The sequence below is a fragment of the Sorangium sp. So ce1153 genome, assembly GCF_051521595.1.
Lineage (GTDB): Bacteria > Myxococcota_A > Polyangia > Polyangiales > Polyangiaceae > Sorangium.
The window spans coordinates 9,369,263-9,393,218 of record NZ_CP150361.1 but is presented as its reverse complement, the minus strand read 5'-3'; the positions used below and the strand labels follow the sequence as shown (position 1 = coordinate 9,393,218).

At 72.6% G+C, this 23,956-nt stretch carries 15 protein-coding genes; 8 read left to right on the top strand and 7 right to left on the bottom strand.

Annotated features, from left to right (window positions below):
• Window positions 1–651: 651 nt before the first annotated feature.
• Window positions 652–2,187: a cysteine--tRNA ligase gene (gene cysS, locus WME85_RS33730; RefSeq protein WP_437827215.1), complete on the bottom strand. Its 1,536-nt coding sequence runs from the start codon at window positions 2,185–2,187 to the stop codon at window positions 652–654.
• A gap of 277 nt (window positions 2,188–2,464) precedes the next feature.
• Between cysS and WME85_RS33725 the strand changes: the two genes are divergently transcribed.
• Window positions 2,465–3,538, top strand: coding sequence for a class I SAM-dependent methyltransferase (locus WME85_RS33725; RefSeq protein ID WP_437827214.1), 1,074 nt, complete (start codon window positions 2,465–2,467; stop codon window positions 3,536–3,538).
• Window positions 3,539–3,655: 117 nt separating this feature from the next.
• On the opposite strand, the gene WME85_RS33720 is transcribed toward WME85_RS33725, so the two are convergent.
• Window positions 3,656–5,209 (bottom strand): serine/threonine-protein kinase, encoded by a 1,554-nt coding sequence (locus tag WME85_RS33720; protein ID WP_437827213.1) that lies wholly within the window; start codon window positions 5,207–5,209, stop codon window positions 3,656–3,658.
• Window positions 5,210–5,296: 87 nt separating this feature from the next.
• On the opposite strand from WME85_RS33720, the gene WME85_RS33715 reads away from it, so the two are divergent.
• Entirely contained in the window at window positions 5,297–9,295 is a 3,999-nt protein-coding gene (locus WME85_RS33715) for a protein kinase domain-containing protein (RefSeq protein ID WP_437827212.1), read from the top strand.
• A gap of 172 nt (window positions 9,296–9,467) precedes the next feature.
• Complete coding sequence (locus WME85_RS33710) at window positions 9,468–10,358, top strand: hypothetical protein (protein WP_437827211.1); 891 nt, start codon at window positions 9,468–9,470, stop codon at window positions 10,356–10,358.
• A 58-nt stretch (window positions 10,359–10,416) separates the two neighbouring features.
• On the opposite strand, the gene WME85_RS33705 is transcribed toward WME85_RS33710, so the two are convergent.
• The 5 genes from WME85_RS33705 to WME85_RS33685 form a co-directional block, all read right to left on the bottom strand.
• Window positions 10,417–12,465 (bottom strand): protein kinase domain-containing protein, encoded by a 2,049-nt coding sequence (locus WME85_RS33705; protein WP_437827210.1) that lies wholly within the window; start codon window positions 12,463–12,465, stop codon window positions 10,417–10,419.
• Between the two features lie 87 nt (window positions 12,466–12,552).
• Complete coding sequence (locus tag WME85_RS33700) at window positions 12,553–13,188, bottom strand: hypothetical protein (RefSeq protein WP_437827209.1); 636 nt, start codon at window positions 13,186–13,188, stop codon at window positions 12,553–12,555.
• 25 nt (window positions 13,189–13,213) lie between these two features.
• Window positions 13,214–13,735 (bottom strand): hypothetical protein, encoded by a 522-nt coding sequence (locus tag WME85_RS33695; protein WP_437827208.1) that lies wholly within the window; start codon window positions 13,733–13,735, stop codon window positions 13,214–13,216.
• A gap of 70 nt (window positions 13,736–13,805) precedes the next feature.
• The gene (locus tag WME85_RS33690) at window positions 13,806–14,858 is read right to left on the bottom strand and encodes a fibrinogen-like YCDxxxxGGGW domain-containing protein (RefSeq protein WP_437827207.1); all 1,053 of its coding nucleotides are present in this window, start codon (window positions 14,856–14,858) and stop codon (window positions 13,806–13,808) included.
• 220 nt (window positions 14,859–15,078) lie between these two features.
• On the bottom strand, window positions 15,079–16,257 hold the full coding sequence (locus tag WME85_RS33685; protein WP_437827206.1) for a PAS domain S-box protein: 1,179 nt from the start codon (window positions 16,255–16,257) through the stop codon (window positions 15,079–15,081).
• 358 nt (window positions 16,258–16,615) lie between these two features.
• Between WME85_RS33685 and WME85_RS33680 the strand changes: the two genes are divergently transcribed.
• The 5 genes from WME85_RS33680 (at window position 16,616) to WME85_RS33660 (ending at window position 23,909) form a co-directional block, all read left to right on the top strand.
• Window positions 16,616–17,515 carry a 1,4-dihydroxy-2-naphthoyl-CoA synthase gene (locus WME85_RS33680; protein WP_437752446.1) on the top strand — a complete coding sequence of 300 codons (900 nt, stop codon included), beginning with the start codon at window positions 16,616–16,618 and terminating at the stop codon, window positions 17,513–17,515.
• A 457-nt stretch (window positions 17,516–17,972) separates the two neighbouring features.
• Window positions 17,973–19,865 carry a glycoside hydrolase family 9 protein gene (locus tag WME85_RS33675; protein WP_437827205.1) on the top strand — a complete coding sequence of 631 codons (1,893 nt, stop codon included), beginning with the start codon at window positions 17,973–17,975 and terminating at the stop codon, window positions 19,863–19,865.
• Between the two features lie 287 nt (window positions 19,866–20,152).
• Window positions 20,153–22,309, top strand: coding sequence for a DEAD/DEAH box helicase (locus WME85_RS33670; protein ID WP_437827204.1), 2,157 nt, complete (start codon window positions 20,153–20,155; stop codon window positions 22,307–22,309).
• A gap of 230 nt (window positions 22,310–22,539) precedes the next feature.
• Window positions 22,540–22,941 (top strand): DUF4398 domain-containing protein, encoded by a 402-nt coding sequence (locus WME85_RS33665; RefSeq protein WP_437827203.1) that lies wholly within the window; start codon window positions 22,540–22,542, stop codon window positions 22,939–22,941.
• A 17-nt stretch (window positions 22,942–22,958) separates the two neighbouring features.
• Complete coding sequence (locus WME85_RS33660; protein ID WP_437827202.1) at window positions 22,959–23,909, top strand: OmpA family protein; 951 nt, start codon at window positions 22,959–22,961, stop codon at window positions 23,907–23,909.
• Window positions 23,910–23,956 lie beyond the last annotated feature (47 nt).

Genomic DNA, 23,956 nt, shown 5'->3' with positions numbered 1-23,956 from the left:
GATCTGCAGCCGTTGACGCGAGCAGGCGTCGGTCTGACCCGATGAAGCTGTCCGGGCTTGGGCGCTTGTACGAGTCGCCTGCTTGGCAACTCGTATGCCCGTATCCTGAGCAGCGATTTCCCCCTGCCGCGTCGGTGCCGGTGGCACCTGGCCATGTCGTGGGAGCCCGACACTGGCACACGTGGCACACCTTATTACGACATCGGTGCGCGCCTGGCTTCAGACAAGCACGCTTCCAGCACTCCAGGGGTTTGAGCGCGACGAGGCGCGGCGCAGGCGACAGAGCTCCTGAGCCGCGGACACACCTCCGGCAGGGCGCCTGCGGCAAGATTCTGGCGCGCGGTTCTGGAGCGGTGCTCTCCCGGACTCTGATAGAGGAGTCAGCTGGAGAAGCTCACCAGCTTCTGGCGGTGGGCCCGACTCGACACCTTCGGTGCTCGGCGGGCGCCCGTGCGCCCGTGCGGTCCGTGCGCCCGCGGGGCCCGTACGCCCGCGGAGCCCGTGCGTCCGCGGAGCCCGTGCGGCCCGTGCGCCCGCGGGGCCCGTACGCCCGCGGAGCCCGTACGTCCGCGGAGCCCGTGCGGCCCGTGCGCCCGCGGACGTGGAGCCGCGCGCCGGTCGGGAGCCGCCTCCTGTGCGGGAGAGCTTCGCTCAGGTGCTCCAGCGCGGGCCCTGCGGCGTGTCCTCGAGCACCACCCCGGCCTCGGCGAGCAGGTTGCGGATGGCGTCGGCCTTGGCGAAGTCCTTTGCCTTGCGCGCGGCCTGGCGCATCGCGATCAGCCGATCGACGGCGGCGTCGCCCCCGCGCCCCGCCGCACCCTCGGCCGGGGCGAACGCGTAGTCGGCCACGAGCGCCGGATAGAGCGCCGGCTCGACGACCTCCACCCCGAAGACCGCGAGGTGCCGCGCGACGGCGCGGTAGACCGCGAGCAGGGAGGAGCGGTCGTCGCACTGCTCGATCCCCGCCGAGTAGAGCGCGCTCACGTAATCGAAGAACGCGGCCACGGCGTTCGGCGTGTTCAGGTCGTCGTCCATGGCCTCGATGAAGCGCGTGATGAAGCGCTCGGTGTGCTCGTGGAACTGGCCGTGGACGTACTGGTGGCGCATCCTCGGGACCCGCTCCTCCTCGGGCCGCTGAGACGCGTACGCGCCCGGGGCGAGGGGCTCGTCCTTGGCGCCGCGCAGCTTCTCGGCGAGGACGGTCACGAGCTTCTTGATGCGCGCGTAGCCCTGGGCGGCCTGCTGGACCAGCTCCCAGCTGAAGGGGAGCTTGCACCGGTAGTGCTGCGTCACATAGAACCAGCGCGCCTCGTCGTGCCCGTGCCTGGAGAGGAGCTCCTCGATGGAGATGACGTTGCCGAGGCTCTTCGACATCTTCACCTCCTTGAGATCGAGGTGCTCGGGGTGCAGCCAGTAGCGCACCCAGGGCCGCCCGCAGAGCGGCTCGCTCTGCGCGATCTCGTTCTCGTGGTGCGGGAACATGTTGTCGATCCCGCCCCCGTGGACGTCGAAGTGGTCGCCGAGCAGCGCGGTGCTCATCGCCGAGCACTCGATGTGCCAGCCGGGGCGCCCCGTCGGCCAGGCGTCCTCCCCGGTGCGCCACGACGGCTGGCTCGCGTCGGTGGGCTTCCAGAGGCTGAAGTCCGCCGGGTGCCGCTTGCGCGCGAAGTCCTCCTCGACGCGGCCGCTCGCCCCGACCTCCTGCTCGTCGACCTTGCGCCCCGAGAGCTCGCCATACGAAGCGCAGGTGCTGACCTCGTAGAAGACCTCGCCGTTCACCGTGTACGCGTGGCCCTTGTCGATCAGGCGCTTGATCATGTCGACCTGCTCGTCGACGAAGTCGGTCGCGCGCGTGTAGACGGCGTAGTCCTTGATGTGGAGCTTGCGGCAGTCGCGCCGGAACGCCCCGATGTTCCGCTCGGCGACGTCGACGGCGCCCTCGCGCTCGTTCGCGCGCTGCATGATGCGGTCGTCGATGTCCGTGTAATTGATGATGCTCAGCACATGAACTCCGCGGTACTCGAGGTACCGGCGGAAGACGTCCCAGAAACAATAGGTGCGCGCATGACCGATGTGCATCGGAGCGTAGACCGTGAGACCGCATGTGTAGATGCGCACGATCTTCGGCTGGGCGGAGACGAATGGCTCCTTCTTCCTCGTGAGCGTATTATGGACCTTGAGCGGCATCGGCGACCTGCGTGAATGTGCGGGCTTTCCTTGGGACCGCGTACGCTACCCTGGCCCCGCCGTCGGGTCAACGCGGAACATTCCGCTCTTTCCCGAGGTATTTCGGGGATTTCCCGTCGTTTTCCCGTCGCTCCCGTCACCTCCCCACCGACTCTGGATGGCGACCCTGCGCTGTGAACGCTCCGCACCGGGGCGCCGGGACCGACAGCCGTCCTCGCGCCGCCGCGAGCGCCGTGGACGCTTGCGGCCGTCGTCGCTCCAGTCTACGCCGCCGTGCATGCACATCACGTCAAGGACCTTCCTGTTCGTCCTCGCCGGCGCGCTCGCCGCCTGTGGTGGGAACCCTCCGCCCGTCGAGAGCGGTCCGCCGCCCGCGCCGGCTGCTCCCGCGCAGCCTCCGCCCGAGGCGCCCGCAGCGGCCGCGCAGCCGGAGGCGGCGCCCCCGCCCAAGGCCGACCCGCAGGAGGAGAAGAAGAAGGCGGAGCTCGCCAAGCTCGCCGAGGACACGAAGGCCATGGAGGCCAAGGCCGACCAGGAGGCGGCGCGCTTCGACGACGCGCTCAAGGCAGAGGTGAAGGCGCTCGTCGCGGCCAATTACCCGAGCGCGGGCGCGGCGCTGCGCGCGGCGCTCAAGGGGAAGTACCGCGCCCCGGGCAACGCCGAGCGGGACGCCGCCCGGCACCCGGTCGAGACCCTGGAGTTCTTCGGCCTCAAGCCGACGAGCACCGTGCTCGAGCTCGGGGCGGGGGAGGGCTGGTACACCGAGCTCCTCGCGCCGGTGCTCGCGAAGAAGGGCAAGCTCATCATCACGTCCTTCGACCCGAACGGCCCCGCGGACTCGCGCAACACCCTCTACGGCAAGCGGGTGAAGCGCCTGCTCGAGAAGTCGCCCGAGCTGTTCGGCAAGGTCGACGTCGCCCTGATCGACCGCGACAACCCGAAGCTCGGGCTCGAAGGCAAGGTCGATCTCGTGATCGCCGCTCGCGAGGCGCACAACTGGCACCGGAACGGCAAATTCGACGTCTACGTCGCGGAGGCGTTCAAGGCGCTCAAGCCCGGCGGCGTCTTCGGCATCGAGCAGCACCGCGCCAAGCCCGACGCGAACCCCGATGAGAGCGCGAAGCAGGGATATCTCCCGGAAGCGTGGGTGATCCAGAAGGTCGAGTCGGCCGGCTTCAAGCTCGGCGCCAAGTCCGAGGTGAACGCCAATCCGAAGGACACGAAGGACTACCCGGAGGGGGTCTGGACGCTGCCGCCGAACTTCCGGCTCGGCGACAAGGACCGCGCGCGCTACGCCGCCATCGGCGAGAGCGACCGCATGACCCTCAAGTTCGTCAAGCCCGCCCGCTGATCCCACGCGTCTCCCACGCGCCCGCCCGCGCGTCCCGCCGCGCGGGACGCGCGTGAGCCCTCCACCCCGGCCAGCGCGTCGCGCGCCCGCGTCGGCGCGCACGCCACGGACCCAGCCCTACGCTGGCGCCTCGCCGCCGGCCGGCGGTCGGGCGACCACGCGGCGCATCGGGATCGCGGCGCCCGCGGCCCCCGAGGCCCGGTGGGAGGCGAAGCCGAGGCCTTCGAGGAAGGCCGGCGACGCATAGACGCCGGGAGCCGCCGTCTCCGGGAGGCACGACGAGAGCTCGATGATGTTCCCGCCCACCACCGAGCCGTCCTCGGTGACCACCACCTCGCCGGCGTGCAGGCAGAAGCGGATGCCGACCCTCCGGTCGCGCTGGCCGGGCCCGTCGAGCCGATCGTAGAGCGAGATCGCGGCCCCGATCGCGCGGCGGCGCGCCTCCTCGCCGCCGCGCTCGTCCCGCGGCCAGTCCGCGGAGAGCAGCACGCTCGTGCTCGTGACCGCGAGCGCCGAGAACCCCGCGGCCGCGAGATCGGTCATCGCCTGCGGCAGCACGGCCTCGAAGTCGGTCAGGAACGAGTCGGTGGGGGCCTCGAGCGCGCGGGCCTCGGCGAGGACCTCGACGAGCAGCCCGATCGCGAGCCGCCGGATGCGGCCCCCTTCCTTCGCGTCGGCGCGCATGACCCGCGCCGTGGCGGCCCGGACTTCGTCGAGGAACACGGTGACGTCCGGGTGGCGGCCCGCCGGGTCCTTGCTCATCGCCCGCACGACGATGTCGTCGAAGGCCGGGTCGACCGGCGCGTGCAGGCTCGGGCGGGGCGGCGCCTGGTGCAGGTGCAGGTGGCGCAGCACGGGGTACGCGCTCGCCGAGAACGGCATGGTCCCCGCGATCATCGTGTAGAGCAGCGCGCCGAGCGCGTAGACGTCGGTCCGCATGTCGACCGGCCGGTTGAGGAGCTGCTCGGGCGACATGAACGCCGGGGTCCCCACGACGTGCCGCGACGACGTGAGCGAGAGATCCGTCGTGTCGAGCAGCTTCGCGATGCCGAAATCGAGCAGCACGACCCTGAAGCCCCCGTCCTGCTCGCACAGGATCACGTTCGAGGGCTTCACGTCCCGGTGGATGATCCCGACCGAGTGGGCCGCGGCCAGCGCATTGCAGAGCGGCTCGAGGATCGCGAGCGCCTCGTCCGCCGGGAGCCGGCCCCGCGAGAACAGGTGCTGCTCCAGGCTCCTGCCCTGCAGCAGCTCCATCGCGTAGTAGGGCCGCCCGTCGTCGAGCCGCCCGACGTCGAGGATCTCGACCACGCTCGGGTGCTTGATCCGCCCGATCGCGTCCACCTCGCGCTGGAAGCGGAGCACCACGTCGGCGCGCGAGATCAGCTCGGCATGCATGACCTTGACCGCCGCGGGCGCCCCGCTCGTCGCGTGCACCGCGCGGTAGACGACGCCGAATCCGCCCTCGGCGATGACGCCGTCGAGCAGGTACTCGCCGGCCCGCATCGCCACGGCGATCGGGACGCCCGGACCATCAGCCTCCCGATCGCGCGTGTCGAGCGTGCGCTGGTCCCATGTCGGCGCGATGCCGAGCGGCGGCTCGTCCGCGACGGGCGCTTCCGTCGAGGGTGCGACCGCGGGCGGTTCATCGTCTCGAGGATCGTTCTTCATACATGACAGCCGTCGAGTTCGCGCGATACTGTAGGCGTAAGCCGATGTCCAACGCGAGCATCGGGCGCGTGTAGCCGTAGCGAAACCATGCACCGTTGCGCCGTATGTCACGGCCGGCTCATCGAGGGCGCGCCGTGCGTCAGAGACGGCTTCGTGCCGCCGCCGGGGGAGCATGAGGTCGTGGAGCGCGCGGCGCCCGCCGTCGGCGGCTTCACCCTGCTCGGTCCGCTCGGCCGGGGCGGGTTCTCCGACGTCTGGGCCGCCCAGCGCGACCACGACGGCGCGCCGGCCGCCATCAAGGTGGCGCGGCAGGCGACGCGGAGCGTCCGCGAGCGGTTCCGGCGGGAGGCCGCGCTCCTCGAGCGCGTGGGCGTCCCGCACGTCGCGCAGCTGTATGCCTGCGACGAGCTCCCCGGCGGCCGGCCGTACCTCGCGATGGAGCGGCTCTTCGGCCAGACGCTGGCCGAAGAGCTCGCGGGGCTGCGCGCCCCGCTCGATCCGGAGCGCGCCGCCGAGCGCGCGGACGCGATCCTCGCCGTGCTCGAGGCGGCGCACGCGCGCGGCGTCGTCCACCGCGACCTCAAGCCGGACAACCTCTTCCTGCTGGGCTCGAGCGGCCGCGCGGTGCTGCTCGATCTCGGCCTGGCGAAGCTCGCCCCCACGGACGGCGAGCCCGCCGCGCCGGCGTCGGCGTCCGCCGCCGCGACGCGCGCCGGCGACGTCGTGGGGACGCCGGAGTACATGGCCCCGGAGCAGCTCCGCGCCGACGCCGCGCGGATCGACGCGCGCGCGGACATCTACGCGTTCGGCGTGATCCTGTTCGAGCTGCTCACGCTGCGCCCGCCGTTCCTCGGGGACGAGAACGCCGTCGGGCACGGCCACCTGGCCCTGCGCCCGCCGCGCCCGAGCGATCTCGCCGAGGTCCCCGAGGGCCTCGAGGAGCTCACGCTCGCCTGCCTCGCCAAGGATCCGGACCGCCGCCCCGGCAGCGCTGCCGCGCTCCGGCGCACCCTGCACGCGCTGCGCGCGCGCCCCCGCGCCGACACCATCCCGCCCCCCTCCGCGCCGCGGTCCACGCCGCGCCCGTCGCCGTCGTCGGCGCAAGCGGACGGCGTCGCGACCGCCGCCGCCGAGGGGCGCCAGCCGGTCGCGCTGCTCTTCGCGGAGACGGGGGCGGGGCCGGTGATCGCGGCGGTCGGCAGCCGCCGGGGGTTCATCGCGCGGCAGCGAGGGCAGCGCTGCGTCGCCGTGTTCTCCGCGAGGGACGTCGACGACCCGGCCCGCGCCGCGCTCGCCGCGGCGCGCGACCTCGCGCAGAGCGGCGGCGCGCGCGTGGCGCTGCACCTCGCCAGCGTGCGCCTGCGCCGGGTCGCCGGCGGGCTCCACGCGGTCTACGGCACCCCGGTCGAGCGCCCCGAGACGTGGCTGCCGGCCGAGCCCTGGTGCGGCCTCGCCATGACCGGGGAGTTCGAGCGCGCGCTCCCCGACGCCGAGCTCGCCCCCACGCCGCCCGACGCGCCGGAGAGCCTCGGGGAGCCGCCGCTGCTCGGGCGTGACGACGTGCTCTCGGCGCTCGCGGGCAGCGCCACCGACGCCTTCGACGGCGTGTGCCCCGGCCTGTTCACGCTCGTCGGCGACGCCGGCCTGGGCAAGACGCGCCTCACGGCGGAGGCCGCCTGCATCGCCGGGGTGCCGCTCCCCGACGTGCGCGTCGTGGCGGCGCGCGCGCTCCACCCCATCCACGGCGGCGCCGCGCAGGCGGTGCGCGCCGTCCTGCGCGTCGCGCTCGACGCCCCCGAGGACGTCCCCGAGGACCCGCGGGGCTTCTGCGTGGAGCGGCTCGGCGAGCCCCTCGGGAGCGCCACCTGGGAGGTGGTCGCGGCGGCGCTCGGCTGGGCCAGCGCCAGGGGAGGGCGGCCCTCCGGCGCGGCCCGCCACGGCCTGATGCTGGCGCTCGCCGAGGCGCTCCGCGGCCGCGCGCGCCGCGGCCCCTTCGCCGTGATCCTCGACGACGCCGACCAGGCGGACGACGTGCTGCTCGACGCCCTGGAGTACGCCACGCTCGACGGCGAGGGCGTCCTCCTCTGGGTCGTCGTGGCCGGCGGCCCTCGCTTCGATCAGGCCCGCCCGAGCTGGGGCCAGCGCAACCAGCGCCACACCCGCGTGACGCTCGCCCCGCTCGCGGAGGCGGCGGCGATGGATCTCGCGTCGCGCTTGCTCTTGCCGGCGGAGTACCCGCCGGCCGAGACCCTCCGCCGGCTGGCCGACTGGGCGGGGGGCAACCCGGATTGCCTGCGGCAGCTCGTCCGCTCGCTCAAGCACGCGGGCGTCGTGCGCCGGCGCGCCGGCGGCGGCTTCTACGTCGCGACCACGGAGGTCGAGGCGCTGCCGCCGGTGCCGGCGTGGCAGTGGCTCGCGGCGCGGCAGCTCGACGACCTGCCGCCGGAGCTCGCGGCGTGCGCCCGGGTCTGCTCGGCGCTCGGCATGTCGTTCGATCGCGCCGAGCTCGAGGCGGTGCTCGACGGCCTCGATCGCGCGGGCGGCGCCGGGCCCATGGTCGACGCCGGCTTCGGGCTCTCGGCGCTCGTCGAGCGGCGCATCCTGCTGCGCGACAGCGCCGGCCGCGGCCGGGTCGAGGAGTGGCACGCGTTCCAGAACGCGGTCCTCCAGGAGGCCGTCTACGAGATGCTCGATCCGGCGCACCGCGCCGAGATCCACCGGAGCGCCCTCGCGTACTGGCGGGCGCAGGTGGCGGCCGGCTCGACCGGCGGGCTCCGCGCCCTGGCGCGCCACGCCGCCGCCTGCGGCGAGCGCGCCGAGGCCGCCGACGCCTACCTCGCGCTCGGCGACCTCGCGTCCGCGCGGCACGACGCGGTCGAGGCGGACCAGCGCTACGACGCCGCGCTCCACGTCGCCGACCCGGGCGACGCGGCCCGGCGCGTGCGCGCGCTCGCGGGCCGCGGCAGGAGCCGGTACCGCATGTGCCGCATCCAGGAGGCGCGCGGCGACTTCGGCGAGGCGCTCGCGCTGGCCGGCGCGCTCGGCGACGCGCGCCTCGAGGCGAGCCTCCTGCTCGAGGACGCGACCGCGCTCGACTGGGCCTTCGAGTTCGAGGAGTCGGCGCGGCGGGTGGGGGAGGCGCGGCCGCTCGTCGAGGCGCAGCGCTCGCCCGAGCTCTCGCTGCGCCTCCGGGTCGCCGAGGGGCGGAGCCTGTGGCGGCGGGGGCGGCTCGACGAGTCGATCGCAGAGCTCGCTGCGTGCGCCGAGCGCGCCGCGGCGTTGGGGGACTACGACGCCCGCGTCCTTGCCCTGCTCATGCTGTCGTTCCAGCTCTCGTCTGCAGGTCGCCGCGAGGAGGCTGAGTCCGTCTTCAGGGACCTGATTGCCCTCCTCACGGCGGCCGGCGATGGATTTCACCTCTGCGCGGCGTACATCAATCGCATCGCGATGTGGGCCTGGAGGTGGTCTCTGCCGGGCGCCGTCGACGACCTGCGCCGCGCCGTCGATCTCGCCCGCGAGATCGGCAATCCATCGCTGGAGAAGATGGCGTCGTACAACGTCGCCGTGCTCCTTCACTGGAGCGACAGGCAGCGCGAGGCGCTCGCCCTCGCCCGGCGCGCCCGGTGGCTGGAGGAGCAGTCCTCGGAGCGGCCGATGCCCCAGACGGCGATCCTGATCGGGCAGATTCACCTCGCGCTCGACGAGTACGATCAGGCGGATCAGCTCGTCCTCTGGATCGAGCGATCCTGCGCCCTCGGACCTGGCGACATTCCCGACTACACCTTGCTCAGGCTCGTGCTCTCCGAGGTCGGGGTCCGGCCGGCCAGCTCCTCTTCTCTCTCGTGGAGCGAGGCGGTTCAGCTCGCGAAAGACCAGCCCTTCGTCGAGGTCACGCTGCTGTTCCTTTACTGGCGAGCTCGCATGGCGCTTCGTCGCGGGCACACCACCGAAGCCGGTGAAGCGCTCGCGAGCGCGCGCGAGCGCCGCGGGGACAGCCCCATGTGGCTGTCCCGTTTTGCCGAGCTCGAGCGGGCGCTGGACGGAGCGTCGCGGACTCCGGACGTTCACCCGACCCTGTCGCCGTGATTCGACAGGGTATGTTCCGTCCCGTTCGGGCAAGTCCGTAGTCCCGTACAAAGCTTATGTACAGTTTTTCAGCATTGCGCGACTTTCCGGAAGGTGAAATACTGTTGCTTTAAGGAAGGCCGAGAGTATCGGGTTGCGCCCGGCGTCACGGCCACCTTGTAAGGAGAGCTTGATGCTGTCGATTCGATCCGTCGCTGTTGGTCTCGTTGGCGCTGGTGTGTTCACGGCGGGGTGCGTCGCTGCCCCGGACGCTGAGCCGGTCGAGACGGCGGAGCTGCCGATGCGGCGCACCGTGGTGCCCATCGGCGCGAACGGCCTGAATCCCGGAGACTTCTGGGCGCCCGCGAACCGCGCCGCGTTCCAGGCGCTCGGCGGCGCTGCGCTGGCGGGCGCCGCTGGCGGCCTGGTCGCGACGCCGCTGCTCGCGACGGCCGGCGGAAAGAGCGTGCTCGACTATACGGTGCGCTGCGCGCTGTCCGGCGAGCAGGTCGTCCGCGCTCCGAACGGCGATGAGTATCATGGTGCCTTTGGATTCGCGCCGGACTGGACCGGGCGTCCACTCAACACGTCGGAGCAGCGCTGGGTGTCGGCGTGTATCTTTCAGCACCTGAACGGCTCCGGCGAGCATGTGGATATCCTCCTGGAGGGCAGGCACGCCGCCCTCGAGTTCAGCCCGGACGAGGAGCGGTTCGCGGACTTCGTCGTGGAGGACGCCACGATGTACGGCAATGCCTTTCTTCCCGGGCCCGTCGCCGGGTACGCCTGCATCGACGCCGGCCTCTCGGCGGCGCTCTCGTCCCTCTCGTCGAGCTGCCCGCTCGATATCAACCTGCTCCCCCTGAAGCGCCTCTGTGGCCACGTGCCGACGTGCGGCGTCGCCTTCCTCGGGCTCTGCGACCTCGTCTGCACGCGGGACGCCGCCGGCGACTCGACCTGCCACACGCTCCCGCTGGTCGGGCCGCTGGTCGGGCCGCTGCTCGGGCCTTCCTACACCGAGACGATCCGGACCGAACTACGCGACAGCGATCTCCTCCCGCTCTACGGCAGTTGCGGCCTGCTCTGACCGGCGCCGGCGCGCGGGGAGCCTGCCGGAGCCCGAGGCGTGAGCGCCGCGCGGCTGGCTACGTCCCGAGGCGCGCCTTCAGCTGTTGAATCGCCTCCGCGATCGCCTTGTCGTCGCGGAAGCAGCACGGATCGGTGCGCCTGCACCGCGCGCCGTGCAGCACCTGGAGCTCGAAGAGCGTGCGCTCGTCGCCCTCGGCCGCGGCGCGGCTGAAGAGGGCCCGCTTGCCGCCGCACGAGGCCCGGCGGAACGCGAAGGTGACGCGCAGCGCGGGGGTCGCGCGCGCCATCACCGCGGGCCGCGCCAGGATCTCGCTGGCGCGCCGGGCCGCCTTCGTGCCCCCGCGCGCGCGCACGAGGTCGAGCAGCACGTCCAGCCCCCCGCTGCCGAGCTTGTTCGTGAGCAGGTCGAAGACCTGGTCCGCCGCCGGGTTGTCCTCCTCGAAGGCGATGCCCGCCACGGTGGAGAGGACCTCCTCGCGCAGGCCCCTGCTCAGGACCATCTCCGGGTCGGCCTCCGCGAGGGCCAGCATCGTCCGCGCCCCGAGCACCCAGTTCCTCGTCGACACGGCGCGGCTCAGCTGCCCGCGCAGCGCCCCGGCGCCGCTGGGGTCGTCCTCGGGCGGCGCGCTCTCCGCCGGGGCCGGGGGCGGCGCTGCCGGCGCGGGCGGCGCTTCCACGGGGACCGCCGCGGGCGCCACCGCGGTCGCCTCGGGGCGCCGGAGGGCGAGCCAGAGCGCGCCGCCGATCGCGAGCGTCGCCACGGCCGCCAGCGCCGCCGCGAGGGCCGCCCAGCGGGTCGATGGCCTGGGCCGGCGGTGCGCGTGCGCGAGCAGGGTCGCCCGCGGCCCCGACCAGCGGGGCGGCGACGGCCCCCTGGGCGCTTCCTGCCCGGCCGGCGCGGCGTGCCCGGCCATCCCGGCAGCCGCGGCGCTCCCGGCCGCTCCGGTGATCGCGGCGGCCGCGGCGCTCCCGGCCGCTCCGGTGATCGCGGCGCTCCCGGCGGCCGCGGCCGGCGCCACGGCGGCGGCTGCTGCCGCTGCCGCCGCCGCGGCCGCCGCGCGCGCGACGGCCGCGAGCGCGTCGTCGAGCGCCGCGATCGCGTCGTTCGCCGTCTGGTAGCGGAACGACGCGTCGTGCTCCATGAGCCGCTTCACGACCTGCTCGACCTCGTGGGGCACCTCCAGATCCGGAGCGCGTACGCGGAGGGGAGGCGGCCCCGACGCGTTCTGTTGCTTGAGCCGCTCCACCACGTTCTTCGCGTCGAACGGGTGCTGTCCGGTGAGCATCTCGTAGAGCACGAGCCCGAGCGCGTAGAGATCCGCGCGCGCGTCCACCGCGTCCATCCCGCGCAGCGCTTCGGGCGCGAGGTACGCGAGCGTGCCGAAGACCTCGCCGGCGCTGGTGAGGGCGGGGCTCGGGCTCGACGTCTTGCGGATCTGGCTCGACAGGAGATCGACATTCACCTTCGCGAGCCCGAAATCGATGAGCCTCACCTGGTCGTGCGCGTCGAGCAGGATGTTCTGGGGCTTCACGTCGCGGTGGACGATGCCCTTCTCGTGCGTGGCCGCGAGCGCCGACGCGATCTGGCGCGCCACGCGGAGCGCCCGCGCGGGCAAGAGCCGCCCCTTGCCGATCACCTCCTTGAGCGGGGTGCCCTCGACGTACTCGAGGATCAGAAAGAACGACGCGTCGTCCAGCTGACCGAAGTCGATGGCCGCGACGACGTTGGGGTGCCGGATGTGCGCGCCCGCGACCGCCTCGCGCTCGAACCGCGTCACGAGCTCCGGCATGCGCCGAGCGAGCGGCCTGAGCAGCTTGATCGCCACCTGCTTGCGGAGGTGCACCTGCTCGCCGCGGTACACGGCGCCCATCCCCCCCTCGCCGATGAGCTCGTGGACGCGGTAGCGCCCCGAGATCAGGCTCCCGACCAGCGCGTCGCCGCCCGCGGCCGCGGCCGCGGCCTCGGCCGCCTCGACGTCCTCGGCGAGCGCCGAGCTCGAGAGCTCCTCGAGCGCGGTCGCGGCCGGCGCTGCGACCTTCGCACCCGTGAGGTCCTCGATGTAGGCCGAGCCCAGCGTCTCCTCGGATCCCGGCGTCTCCGGCATGCGGCGCAGGATATCAGGTCAGCCGGCGCCCCGGGGAACCGGCGCGGCGCCTCCCGCGCGAGAGCGCGCGCCGCGGGGCGGCGCAGCTCACAGGAGGAACGATACGCCCAGCGAGAACGCGGGATATCCGAGTCGCATCGTCAGCGTGACGTTCTCCGTGAAGTGGAAGCGCCCTCCGACGTGTACGACCGGCGAGACCCCGGGCAGCACGCGGCGGTCCACGTCGCCGAGATAGAGCGAGAGCCCCGGCTCGCCGAAGACGGACCACCGCCGGTGAAGCCAGAAGTTCCACTGCATCACGACCGAGCCGAAAAGGTAGTTCGACGCGTCCCCGTACGTGTCGACCTCGTCGCAGATGCGCGTGCCCGCAGGCCCGTTCACGAAGTGCGTGCAGTCGCCGCGGTAGTTTCCGTTGCCTCCGTAATGGACGGCGTCGAGGCCGAAGCCGATGCCGACCGAGTCGTTGAGCTTCTTGATGAAGCCGCTCGGGGCGATGTCGATCGTGGCGCGGAACCCGGCGCCGATGCCCGTGCCGACGCCGGGGCCGAGCGGCTCGAACGGCGCGATGAGGAGGTGCGGCTCCAGCTCGACCTTGTAGTCGGGCCGGTCGCCGGGGCGCTTGATCGTCATCTGCGCCTCGCCGACCTCGGCCCACCCGAGCGTCAGCGCCACGAACGAGAGCGCGGCGGCCAGCAGGCGCGGCGCGCGAAGCTGCGATGTCATCGCTATCTGCATGGTCTCGGTCTCCTCAGCATCCACCGCAGGCGCGCGAGCCGTCCGGGCACATGACGGCCGCGCCGCCGTCGAGGCAGGTGACGCGGCACTCGCCGCTCACGTTCTCGCAGAACACCTGGCACGAGCCCTGGCAGTCGACCTCGCAGGTCCCCACGTTCCGGCAGGTCACGACGCTGCTCGACCCGACGACGACGCCGCACCGGCTCGTGTCGTGGCACTCGTACCGGCAGTTGCGGTCGCAGATGGCCCCGCACGCCGCCGTGTTATGGCAGTCGAGATCGCAGTCGTCCCCGCACGAGGCCGAGCACTCGTTGACGTCGAAGCACTCGAACGAGCACCCGTGCTCGCAGACGGCGCCGCAGCGATCCATCTGGAAACAGCGCTGGTCGCAGTTGTCGCCGTCGCAGCCGAGGTAACACTCGTCTCCGTTGAAGCACTCGCACGCGTCTCCCTCGACGCAGGCGCCGCTGTTCCAGCAGCTCGCCAGACCGAGGCCCGCGAAGAGCATGAGCAATATCAGTGCATAGAAGCGCATGGCCGGGCGAGCATACCCTGGGCGCCCGAGAAATGTCACGAAATCCGCGGAGGTGCGCCCGCTGCCCGGCTCACCACCGCGTCCAGCGAGAGATTCGCCTCACGCGCGTATAGCGCGTCTCGTCGCTGGCGAGTCCGATCCGCTCCGTGATGTGCGTCCCGAGGTGGGGACCCCAGCCACCGTCGTCGGTCGGCTCGTCCGCGTCCGCGCCGAGGTTGTATTCCCAGCATTGCGCGTAGTGCTGCGCGACGTTCTGGTACTCGATCGCGCAGTTGCCGTCCGGGTCCGTGTCGCCGTCGTGGTCCCGTGACGACCAGCCAGAGAGGAAGTGCGCGAAATAGATATTGGCGTCCCCGGTGACGTGCGTGGGGCGGAGGAGCTTCATTGTCGCGGAGTCGATGCCCTCGGCGGTCGCGCGCATGACCTCCTTCACGGTCCCCTCGAGATCCTCGATGTCGTCGCGGTACTCCCGGCCGACGAAGTAGAGTGAGCCCCGGTAGAAGTTCTGCCCGAGCGCCGGCTCTCCCCTGGTCCCGAGCCGCTCGGCGTAAGGGATGTCCCAGAACTGCAGGGTCGTCCCTCCCTCCGAGCCGACGCTGTTGTAGAGCAGCGCCCACCCGCCGCCGTCCGTCTCCAGATCGCAGTACACGGGGAACGCCGGCTCGGGGCCGGCCCCGTCCAGATCGAGCCGGTAAACATCGCTCGGCAGGCCCGGAGGGATGTCCCGGCACCGGGCGTACGCGCACCCCTCGTTGACCTCGCCGTCGCAGTCCTCGTCCTCGGCGGTGTCGCAGCGGTCGGGCGCCGGCACCACCTCTCCCGCGCACGGGCCGAAGCCGTTCCCCGCCTCGTCGCACGTCCGCACGCCGCCGTGACAGGCTCCCCGGCTCAGCGTGCCGGGCGGCCCGCTGTAACAGTCCTCCTGGCTGCCGGGATCGCAGGGGCGCCCGCCGCCTCCCCCGGCCGCGCCGCCCTCGCCGGCGCTCGCCGCCGAGGCGACCACGGCGCCTCCGGCGCCGGCGTCATCGAACCTCCGCACCTTGGTCGAGCAGGCCGGCGCGGCGGCGAGCACCACGATGGCTGCGCAGCAGGCTCCTGCGACCGGACCTTTGCCGAGCGCCATGCGACCTCCAGGGACACGAGCACGTACCACGCCGCCCTATACACCAGCCGCCCGGGCGCGTGCATCGGCCGCGCACGACGTCGGCGCGCCGCTGGGGGCTCGCCGCCGCGGGCGCGGCGCCGGCCGCCGTCGCGGGCCGGCGCCATGGGCCGTCGCCACGAGCCGTCGTGGCGGTCGTGGCGGTCGTTACAGGGTCGTTACAGGCCGTCCTCGCCGGGCGTCACAGGGCGGCGGCCCGGGCCGCGATCTGGCCGCTTTGCAGCGCGAAGGCGATGGCGCTCTGGAGGGTGCTCTTCGTGAGGATGCCCGCCAGGTCGAGCCCGAGGCCGACGAGCGTCTGCGCCACCGCCGGCCGGATGCCGGTCAGGATGGTCCTTGCGCCGAGCAGCTGCAGCGCCTTCGCCGTGTCCACGAGCGCGGAGGCGACCTTCGTGTCGATCTCCTTGAGCCCCGTGACGTCGAGGATGACGATCTCGACCTGGGTGGACTGGACCCCCGCGAGCGCGACCGACATCACCTGGCCGATCCGCTCCGAGTCCATCTGACCGATGAGCGGCATGACCACGATGCGATCGGTGATCGGCATGAGCGGCGTCGACATCGCCTGCATCGTGTCGCGGAGCCGCGCGAGCGTCCGCTCCAGCTCGTCGAGCAGGTCCTTGTAGGACGTGACGTCGTGGGCGGTGCCGTAGACGAGGCGGTTCGCTGGATCGTCGTCCGCGTCCATGTGCGCGGTCCACGCGAGCCACTTGTACGAGCCGTCCTTGCACGCGTAGCGGTTATCGAACCGGATGGTCGTCTTGCCCTGGAACAGGGCGGTGGCCTCGGCGAGCGTCGCCTCGCGGTCGTCGGGGTGGACGAAATCGATGAACGGCCTCGCGGTCATCTCCGCGGGGGACCAGCCGAGGGTCCGCTCCCAGGCCGGGTTGGCGTGCCGGAAGTACCCCTCTGCGTCCAGGGTCACGAGGAGACCGACCGAGACCCGGAACAGCTTCTCGTAGACCGCCGCGAGCTGCGTCACGCGCGCGAGCTGCTCGGCCCGCTCCCGGTCGCTCGTCACGTCGATCGCCATGGCGTAGATGAGGCGCTGCTCGGGGGCTTCGTCCATGTCCACGCTCGCGGCCCAGCCGAGCCACCGGTACGAGCCGTCCTTGCACCTGTAGCGGTTGTCGAACCGGGCGATCGTTTGACCCCGCAAGAGCCCGGCCGTCTCGGCGAGCGTGGCCTCGCGGTCGGCCGGATGGACGAAATCGATGAACGGCTTGCCCCTGAGCTCGTCGAGCGACCAGCCGAGGGTCCGCTCCCAGGCGGGGTTCAGATCATGGAAGTGACCGCGCGCGTCCGCGGTGGCCAGGAGTCCTGCCGATACCTGGAACAGCTTGTCGTGGCTCGAGCCCATGTACTCCCCTGTGCGGGCGGCGCGTGCTCCCTGTCGCGGCCGCCCGCCTTCAGCGAACCCCCAGCTCGGACGCAGGGTGAGCGTCTCCCGCGCTGTCTGGCTGGAGCGCGCGGGTGCGCGCGGCCAAAGCGAGGTCGAGCCCCCGGTGCGTCGAAGCTTGCTTGTCCACGAGATCGGCTTTCATGTCAAGAGCATCGGGCGTCTCCGCAGCGGCGTCCGGAGACTCCCAGGCCGGCGACCTGAAGCAGCCGCTGGAGCCAGGGTATGCGTATGCCCCTTGCCGGGCCCCCTTGTCGGGACGACGAGGTTGCCAGCTCACGATGAGGCGGGTAGGGTCCGCGCTTACAAGGAGTGGACCATGACCGTCTCTGCGATTTTCAACCCGGAGCGCTGGCGTGAGGTCGAAGGGTTCTCGTTCGAGGATCTCACCTACCACCGCGCCGTGGATCAGGGCACCGTGCGCATCGCGTTCAACCGGCCTGAGGTGCGCAACGCGTTTCGCCCCCGCACCGTCGATGAGCTGTACACGGCGCTGGAGCACGCGCGCACGACCGCCGACGTGGGTTGTGTGCTGATCACCGGCAACGGGCCTTCTCCCAAGGACGGCGGCTGGGCGTTCTGCTCCGGAGGGGATCAGCGCATCCGCGGCAAGGACGGTTACAAGTACGAGGGCGAGAGCGCCGGTCAGGCCGATCCGGCGCGGCTCGGCCGGCTCCATATCCTCGAGGTGCAGCGGCTCATCCGGTTCATGCCCAAGGTGGTCATCGCCGTGGTGCCCGGCTGGGCGGCCGGCGGCGGCCACAGCCTCCACGTCGTCTGCGACATGACCCTCGCGAGCCGCGAGCACGCGATGTTCAAGCAGACGGACCCGGACGTGGCGAGCTTCGACAGCGGCTATGGCTCGGCGCTGCTCGCGCGGCAGGTCGGGCAGAAGAAGGCGCGGGAGATCTTCTTTCTGGGGCTCGACTACACCGCAGAGCAGGCGGCGGCGATGGGGATGGTCAACGCCGTCGTCCCCCACGCCGAGCTCGAGGAGGAGGCGCTGCGGTGGGGCGCGATCATCAACTCGAAGAGCCCGACCGCGATGCGGATGCTGAAGTACGGTTTCAACCTGCCTGACGAGGGGCTGGTGGGACAGCAGCTCTTCGCCGGCGAGGCGACGCGGCTCGCCTATGGCACGGAGGAGGCGAGAGAGGGCCGAGACGCTTTCCTGGAGAAGCGTCGCCCGGACTTCACGCGCTTTCCCTGGCACTACTGACGACGGCGCGCGCTCGCTTCCCCGCAGATCCCCGCGGACGCGGCCGCCCGCCTCGGCCCGTCGGCGAGCGCGCAGGGAACACGCAAGGAACAGGCAGAGGTCGGCGGCGCGCCGCAGAGACGGTGATCACCCTCACGAAGTTGCCTGTAAAATTCCACTGTTGGTGATCGGATCGCGGTACACCGTCGATGGCGCGATGCGTGACCGCGAGCGTGCCGCGACGCGTGACCTCGGATTGACGAAGTCGCCTGATTGGACCGCGTCCGGGAGGCACATCTGCGCTTGACAATTACACGGGATCCATCGATGGTGGCGCGGTCGTAAGGTTCCGTGCGTATTGTTCTTTCTGCTCAACTTTCAACTTCATCTGGAGATATTCATTATGCTTTCTGCTTCAAGGTCGGCTGCTTGGAAGCGTTCATGGCTGTCGCTGGGCGGCTCGCTTCTCCTGGCGCTCGTGGGAGGCCTCACCGCGGTTGGTTGCGGTGACGACGACCCTGGCGACACGAGCGGGTCGGGCGCGTCCAGCGGCGACGGCGGCGCGGGCGCGTCGGGCGGCGCGGGCGGCGCCGGCGGGTCGGGCGGGTCGGGCGGCGCGGGCGGTGACGAGGCGGTCGAGACGGTGCCGCCGTCGGGCAGCGAGCTGATCCGCGTCAACCAGGTCGGGTATCTGCCGAACGCCGCGAAGGTGGCGACGGTCGTCGCCGCGGCGGACAAGCCGCACGCGTGGGAGCTCGTCGACGCCGCCGGCGCGGTGGTCGCCAGCGGGGCGACCCATGTCGTGGGCGACGACGCGACCTCTGGCGAGCACGTACACACCATCGACTTCAGCGACTTCGCCACGGCCGGCGAGGGCTACAAGCTGCGCGTCGGGGAGGTGACCAGCCATCCGTTCGACGTGGGCCCGAACATCTACTCTCAGCTGAAGTACGACGCGCTCGCCTACTTCTATCACAACCGCTCGGGCATCGAGATCCTGGCGGAGTACGTCGGGGAAGCTCACGCGCGCGCGGCGGGGCACCTGCCCGATCAGGCGCCTTGCGGCGAGGACCTCGGTTGCACGTACACGCTCGACGTCACCGGCGGCTGGTACGACGCCGGCGATCACGGCAAGTACGTGGTCAACGGCGGTATCTCCGCGTGGACGCTGCTGAACCAGTACGAGCGCCTCGCCGCGCTCGGGTCCACGGTGGGCGACTTCGGCGACGGCAAGATGAAGATCCCCGAGAACGCGAACGGCGCCCCCGACCTCCTCGACGAGGCCCGGTGGGAGGTCGAGTTCATGCTCAAGATGCAGGTGCCGGAAGGCGAGGACAACGCGGGCATGGTGCACCACAAGGTCCATGACCTGGAGTGGACCGGCCTGCCGATGCCTCCGGCCGAGGACCCGCAGCCGCGTTATCTGCGCCCGGTCAGCACGGCGGCGACGCTCAACCTGGCGGCCACGGCGGCCCAGGCCGCGCGCATCTGGCGCGACATCGACGCCGCGTTCTCCGCGGAGTGCCTCGAGGCCGCGACGCGGGCCTGGACCGCGGCGAAGGCGAACCCGGCCGTCATCCCGGACGAGAGCGCGGTCGTGGGCGGCGGCGCCTACGGCGACGGCGAGCTGAGCGACGAGTTCTACTGGGCGGCGGCCGAGCTCTTCATCACCACGGGCGAGGCCGCGTACAAGACCGAGGTCGCGGGGTCGCCCTACACCGCCGAGCTCCTCGGCGAGAGCGGCACGTTCAGCGCCATGACGTGGGGACAGGTCGACGGGCTGGGCGCCATCTCGCTCGCCGTGGTCGATGCCCAGCACTCGGCGGCGGAGCGCGAGGCGGCCCGGGCCAAGCTGGTCGCCATCGCCGACAAGTACCTCGCGGTCATCGGCGAGGAAGGGTACCGGGTCCCCTTCAAGGCGGACGCAAACGGGTATCCCTGGGGCTCCAACTCCTTCGTGCTCAACAACATGATCGTCCTGGCGCTGGCCCACGACTTCAGCGGGGAGCAGAAGTACCTCGACGGCGTGGCGTCGGGCGCGGACTACATCCTCGGGCGCAACGCGATGGACAAGTCGTATGTCTCCGGCTACGGCGAGAACCCGCTGATGAACCCGCACCATCGCTTCTGGGCTCACCAGCTGGACGAGTCGTTCCCGTCCGCTCCGCCCGGCGCGGTCTCCGGCGGGCCCAACACCGCGCGGCAGGATCCGGTGGCCATGGAGCAGGTCGACGCCGCCTGCGCGCCGCAGAAGTGCTTTATCGACGACATCGGGGCGTGGTCGGTCAACGAGATCACGATCAACTGGAACGGCCCGCTGGCGTGGGTCGTGTCCTGGCTCGACGAGAAGGGCACCAAGTCCGGCCAGTGACCCGCCGCTGGCGTGGATGGTGTGGATGACGTGGAGCGCCGTGCGGTCGCGTGACCGCACGGCGCGCCCCGCTGGCCCTGCACCCACGGTAGGGCCAGCCGCGGCGCGCGGCGAACACCCGGTGCTGAGCCCGGAAGCCGAGCGCTGGGCGCCGGAACTGGAACTGTAAAGCGAGCGCCGAACGCCGAACGCCGAACGCCGAACCGCGCGCGTCTCCGCCGCGGTGAGCGATCGGCGTGCGATTGGTCGCGACAGCCGTCCAGCTTCTGCTAGGTTGCGCGGCTTTCATGAATCCAGACTCAATGCTCGACGCCTTGCCCGCGCCGCTCGCGGGCGCGCTCGCCCGCCGCGGCTTCACCTCCCTCACGCCCGTTCAACAGGCCGTCCTCGCTCCCGATCTCGCCGGCCGAGATCTCCGCGTCTCGTCGCAGACCGGCTCGGGAAAGACCGTGGCCATCGGCCTCGCCCTCGCACCCCGCCTCGAGCGCGCCCTCGCCGAGCGCGCCCCCGCGGCCGCGCCCGACGCCGCGCCCCGAGCGACGGCGGCCCCGGCCGCGGTGATCATCGCCCCGACGCGCGAGCTCGCCGCGCAGATCGCCGCCGAGCTCAGCTGGCTCCTCTCGCCCCTCGGCGCGCGGGTCGCGTGCGTCACCGGCGGCACGAGCTTCGGCGCCGAGGCGCGCTCGCTGCGGCGCGACCCGCTGGTCATCGCCGGGACGCCCGGCCGCCTGCTCGACCACCTGGAGCGCGGGACGATCGATCCGCGCGGCGTCCTCGCCCTCGTGCTCGACGAGGCGGATCAGATGCTCGACCTCGGCTTCCGCGAGGAGCTCGAGGCGATCGCGGGCAGGATGCCCGAGGACCGCCAGACCCACCTCGTCTCGGCCACCTTCTCGCGCGACGTCCGCGCGCTCGCCGATCGCTTCCAGCGGGACGCCGTGAGCGTCGAGGGGACGCGCCCCGGCGCGGCCAACGTCGACATCGCGCACGTCGCCCACCTCGTGCTGCCGGCGGAGCGCGACGCGGCGATCGTGAACCTCCTGCTCCTCGCGCCCGGCGAGCGCACGCTCGTCTTCGTGCGCACGCGCGAGGGCGCGGCCGAGCTCGCCGACAAGCTCAGCGCCCTCGGCCTGCCCGCGGGCGCCCTGAGCGGCGATCTCGAGCAGCGCGAGCGCACGCGCACGCTCGACGCGTTTCGCTCCGGCGCGATCACCACCCTCGTCGCGACCGACGTGGCCGCGCGCGGCATCGACGTGCCCGAGGTAGGGCGCGTCATCCACGCCGATCCCCCGGGCGATCCCGAGATCTTCACGCACCGGAGCGGCCGCACCGGGCGGGCCGGCCGCAAGGGGACGAGCGTGCTGCTCGTCGCGCCTTTCGCGCGCGAGCACGCGCTGCGGCTGCTCCGGCGCGCGCGCGTCGAGGCCACGTTCCGGCCGGTCCCGTCGCCCGACGACGTGCTGCGCGCCGCCGACGAGCGACTGGCGGCCGAGCTCGCCGCCGCCCGCCGGCACGACGCGGGCGCCGCCGGCCGGGCCAGCGCGGTCGGGGACGGCGCGGTTGGAGACGGCGCGGCCGGAGACGGAGCGGCCGGCGGGACCAGCGCGGTCAGCGACGGCGCGGCCGGCGCGGTTGCGGTCGGCGCCGGCGCGGTTGCGGTCGGCGACGGCGCGGCCGGCGCGGTTGCGGTCGGCGCCGGCGCGGCCGGAGGCGGCGGTGCCGGTGGCGATGTGGGCACGGGTCGCGCGCGCGACGCGTCGGGCCCGGCCCCCGAGCCGCGGCTCAAGGCGCTCGCCGAGCGCCTCCTCGCGGACATGGATGCGACCGAGCTCGTCGCGGCCCTCCTCGCGCGGGCGAAGCACACCGGCCCCTGCGCGCCGCAGCCTGTCACCGCCGTCGCGCCGCCCCGGTCCGAGCCGTCGCGCGACCGCTCGGCCATGCACCGCGGCGACGCTGTTCTTCACCGTGGCGACGCCGCTCGCCGCGGCGGCGGAGGGTATCGCGGCGACGTCGTTCACCGCGGCGACGCCCACCGCGGCGGTGCGGCTTACCGCGGCGACCCTGCCCACCACGGCGGTGCGGCTCATCGGGGCGACGTCGCCCAGCGCGGCGGTGCGGCTCATCGCGGCGGCGAGCCCGCTCATCGCGGCGGCGACCCCGCTCGTCACGGCGCCGCGGAGCACGCCCCGCGCCTCCCGTTCGTGCCCTTCCAGGTCAACTGGGGGGAGCGCCACGGCGCCGACCCCCGGCGCCTGCTCGCCCTCGTGTGCCGCCGCGGCGGCGTGTCGAGCCGGCAGATCGGCGCGATCCGCATCGGCAGCACCGCGTCCGTCGTCGAGGTGGCCTCCCCCGCGGCGCCCGATTTCGCGCGCGCGGTCAACCAGCCCGACGCGCGCGACGCGCGGATCCGGATCGTCCGCGCGAGCTCGATGCGCGTCGATTAGCCCGAGCTCCGGCGCCGCGCGCCCGCTGCGCCGACGCCGGGCGTGGGGCGCGCGGCGTGGGGCGCGCGGCGTGGGGCGCGCGGCATAGGGCGCAGGGCGTAGATCGAGCGTGGCGCACCGCGACGGCGCGTTGCCGCGAGCGCGCCAGCGCGCGCGCTACGGAGATAATCGCCATGAAAGGCAGGGGTTTCCTGATTTCTTGACGACCTCAGGTGTTGTACAAGGGCCAGGTGAACCGAAGCCCGAACAACAAGCCAGCCATACGCCGTCTCGCGAGCCCGGCCGCGGTGCTCGCTGCATTGCTCGGTCTCGCCGCTGTCGGATGCGGCGGCAGCGTGCCTCCGCCGAACGACCAGCTCGCCGCGTCCCAGGCCGCCATCCGCGCGGCCGACGAGGTGGGCGCCGAGACCGACCCGCAGGCCACCCTCCACCTGAAGCTCGCCCGCGAGCAGCTCGAGAAGGCCAAGAAGCTGATAGAGGCCGAGGACAACGAGTCCGCCACGCGCCTCCTCCAGCGCGCCGAGGCGGACGCCGAGCTCGCGCTGGCGATCGCGAAGGCGCGCTCGACGGAGGCCCAGGCGCAGGAGGCGCTGAAGCAGGTCGAGCAGCTGGAGCAGGCGGGGGTCAAGTGAAGCGAGAGGTGAAGGTGATGTCTTCTGGAATGAAGAACCTGTCCTTGCCGAGCCGGTCTCTCGCGCTGTGCGCCGCGCTGTACGCGGCGTCGGGGTGCAGCGCGGCGCTCCCGCCGAAGGAGCTCGTCGACGCCCGCTCGAGCTACACGCGCGCGGCCGAGGGCCCGGCGGCGAACCTCGCGCCCGCCCAGCTCGACACGGCGAAGCAGGCGCTCTCCCGCGCCGAGGGGGCCTTCAACGAGGACCCCGAGGCCCAGCAGACGCGCGATCTCGCGTACATCGCCGAGCGCAAGGCGCGCGAGGCCGAGGCGGCCGCGGAGCTGCAGCAGGCGCAGCGCGACAAGGCCGAGGCCGAGCAGAACTTCAAGGAGCTCTCGCAGCAGCAGCTCGCCAGCGCGAAGGACGCGCTCCAGAGCGGCCAGCAGCAGATCGAGCGGGAGCGACAGGCGCGCGCCCAGGCCGAGAGCGGGCGCACCGAGGCCGAGAAGGCGCGCAGCGAGGCCGAGAAGGCGCGCCAGGAGGCCGAGGCGGCGCGGCGCGAGGCCGAGCGGGTAGCGAACGCGGCGCTCGCCAGCCTCAAGGAGATCGCGGCGGTGAAGGAGGAGAAGCGCGGCGTGGTCATCACGCTCTCCGGCGCCGTGCTCTTCGCGTCGGGCAAGTCCGAGCTCCTGCCGATCGCGAAGGAGAAGCTCAACCAGGTCGCGACGACGCTGAAGGACCAGGGCTCGCCGCCCTTGCGGATCGAGGGGCACACCGACTCCACCGGCTCTGCCCAGGCGAACCGCAAGCTCTCGCTCGATCGCGCCGACGCCGTGAAGACCCACCTCATCAGCACGGGGTTGCCCGCGGACAAGATCACGACCGTCGGCCACGGGCCGGACCGCCCGGTGGCGGACAACTCGAGCGCCGAAGGCCGAGCCAACAACAGGCGCGTCGAGATCATCGTCAATCCCACCTCCGCGCAGTAAGTAAAGGCAATAAAGCGCGCCGCGGACCTCGCGCCTTCCGGCGTCAG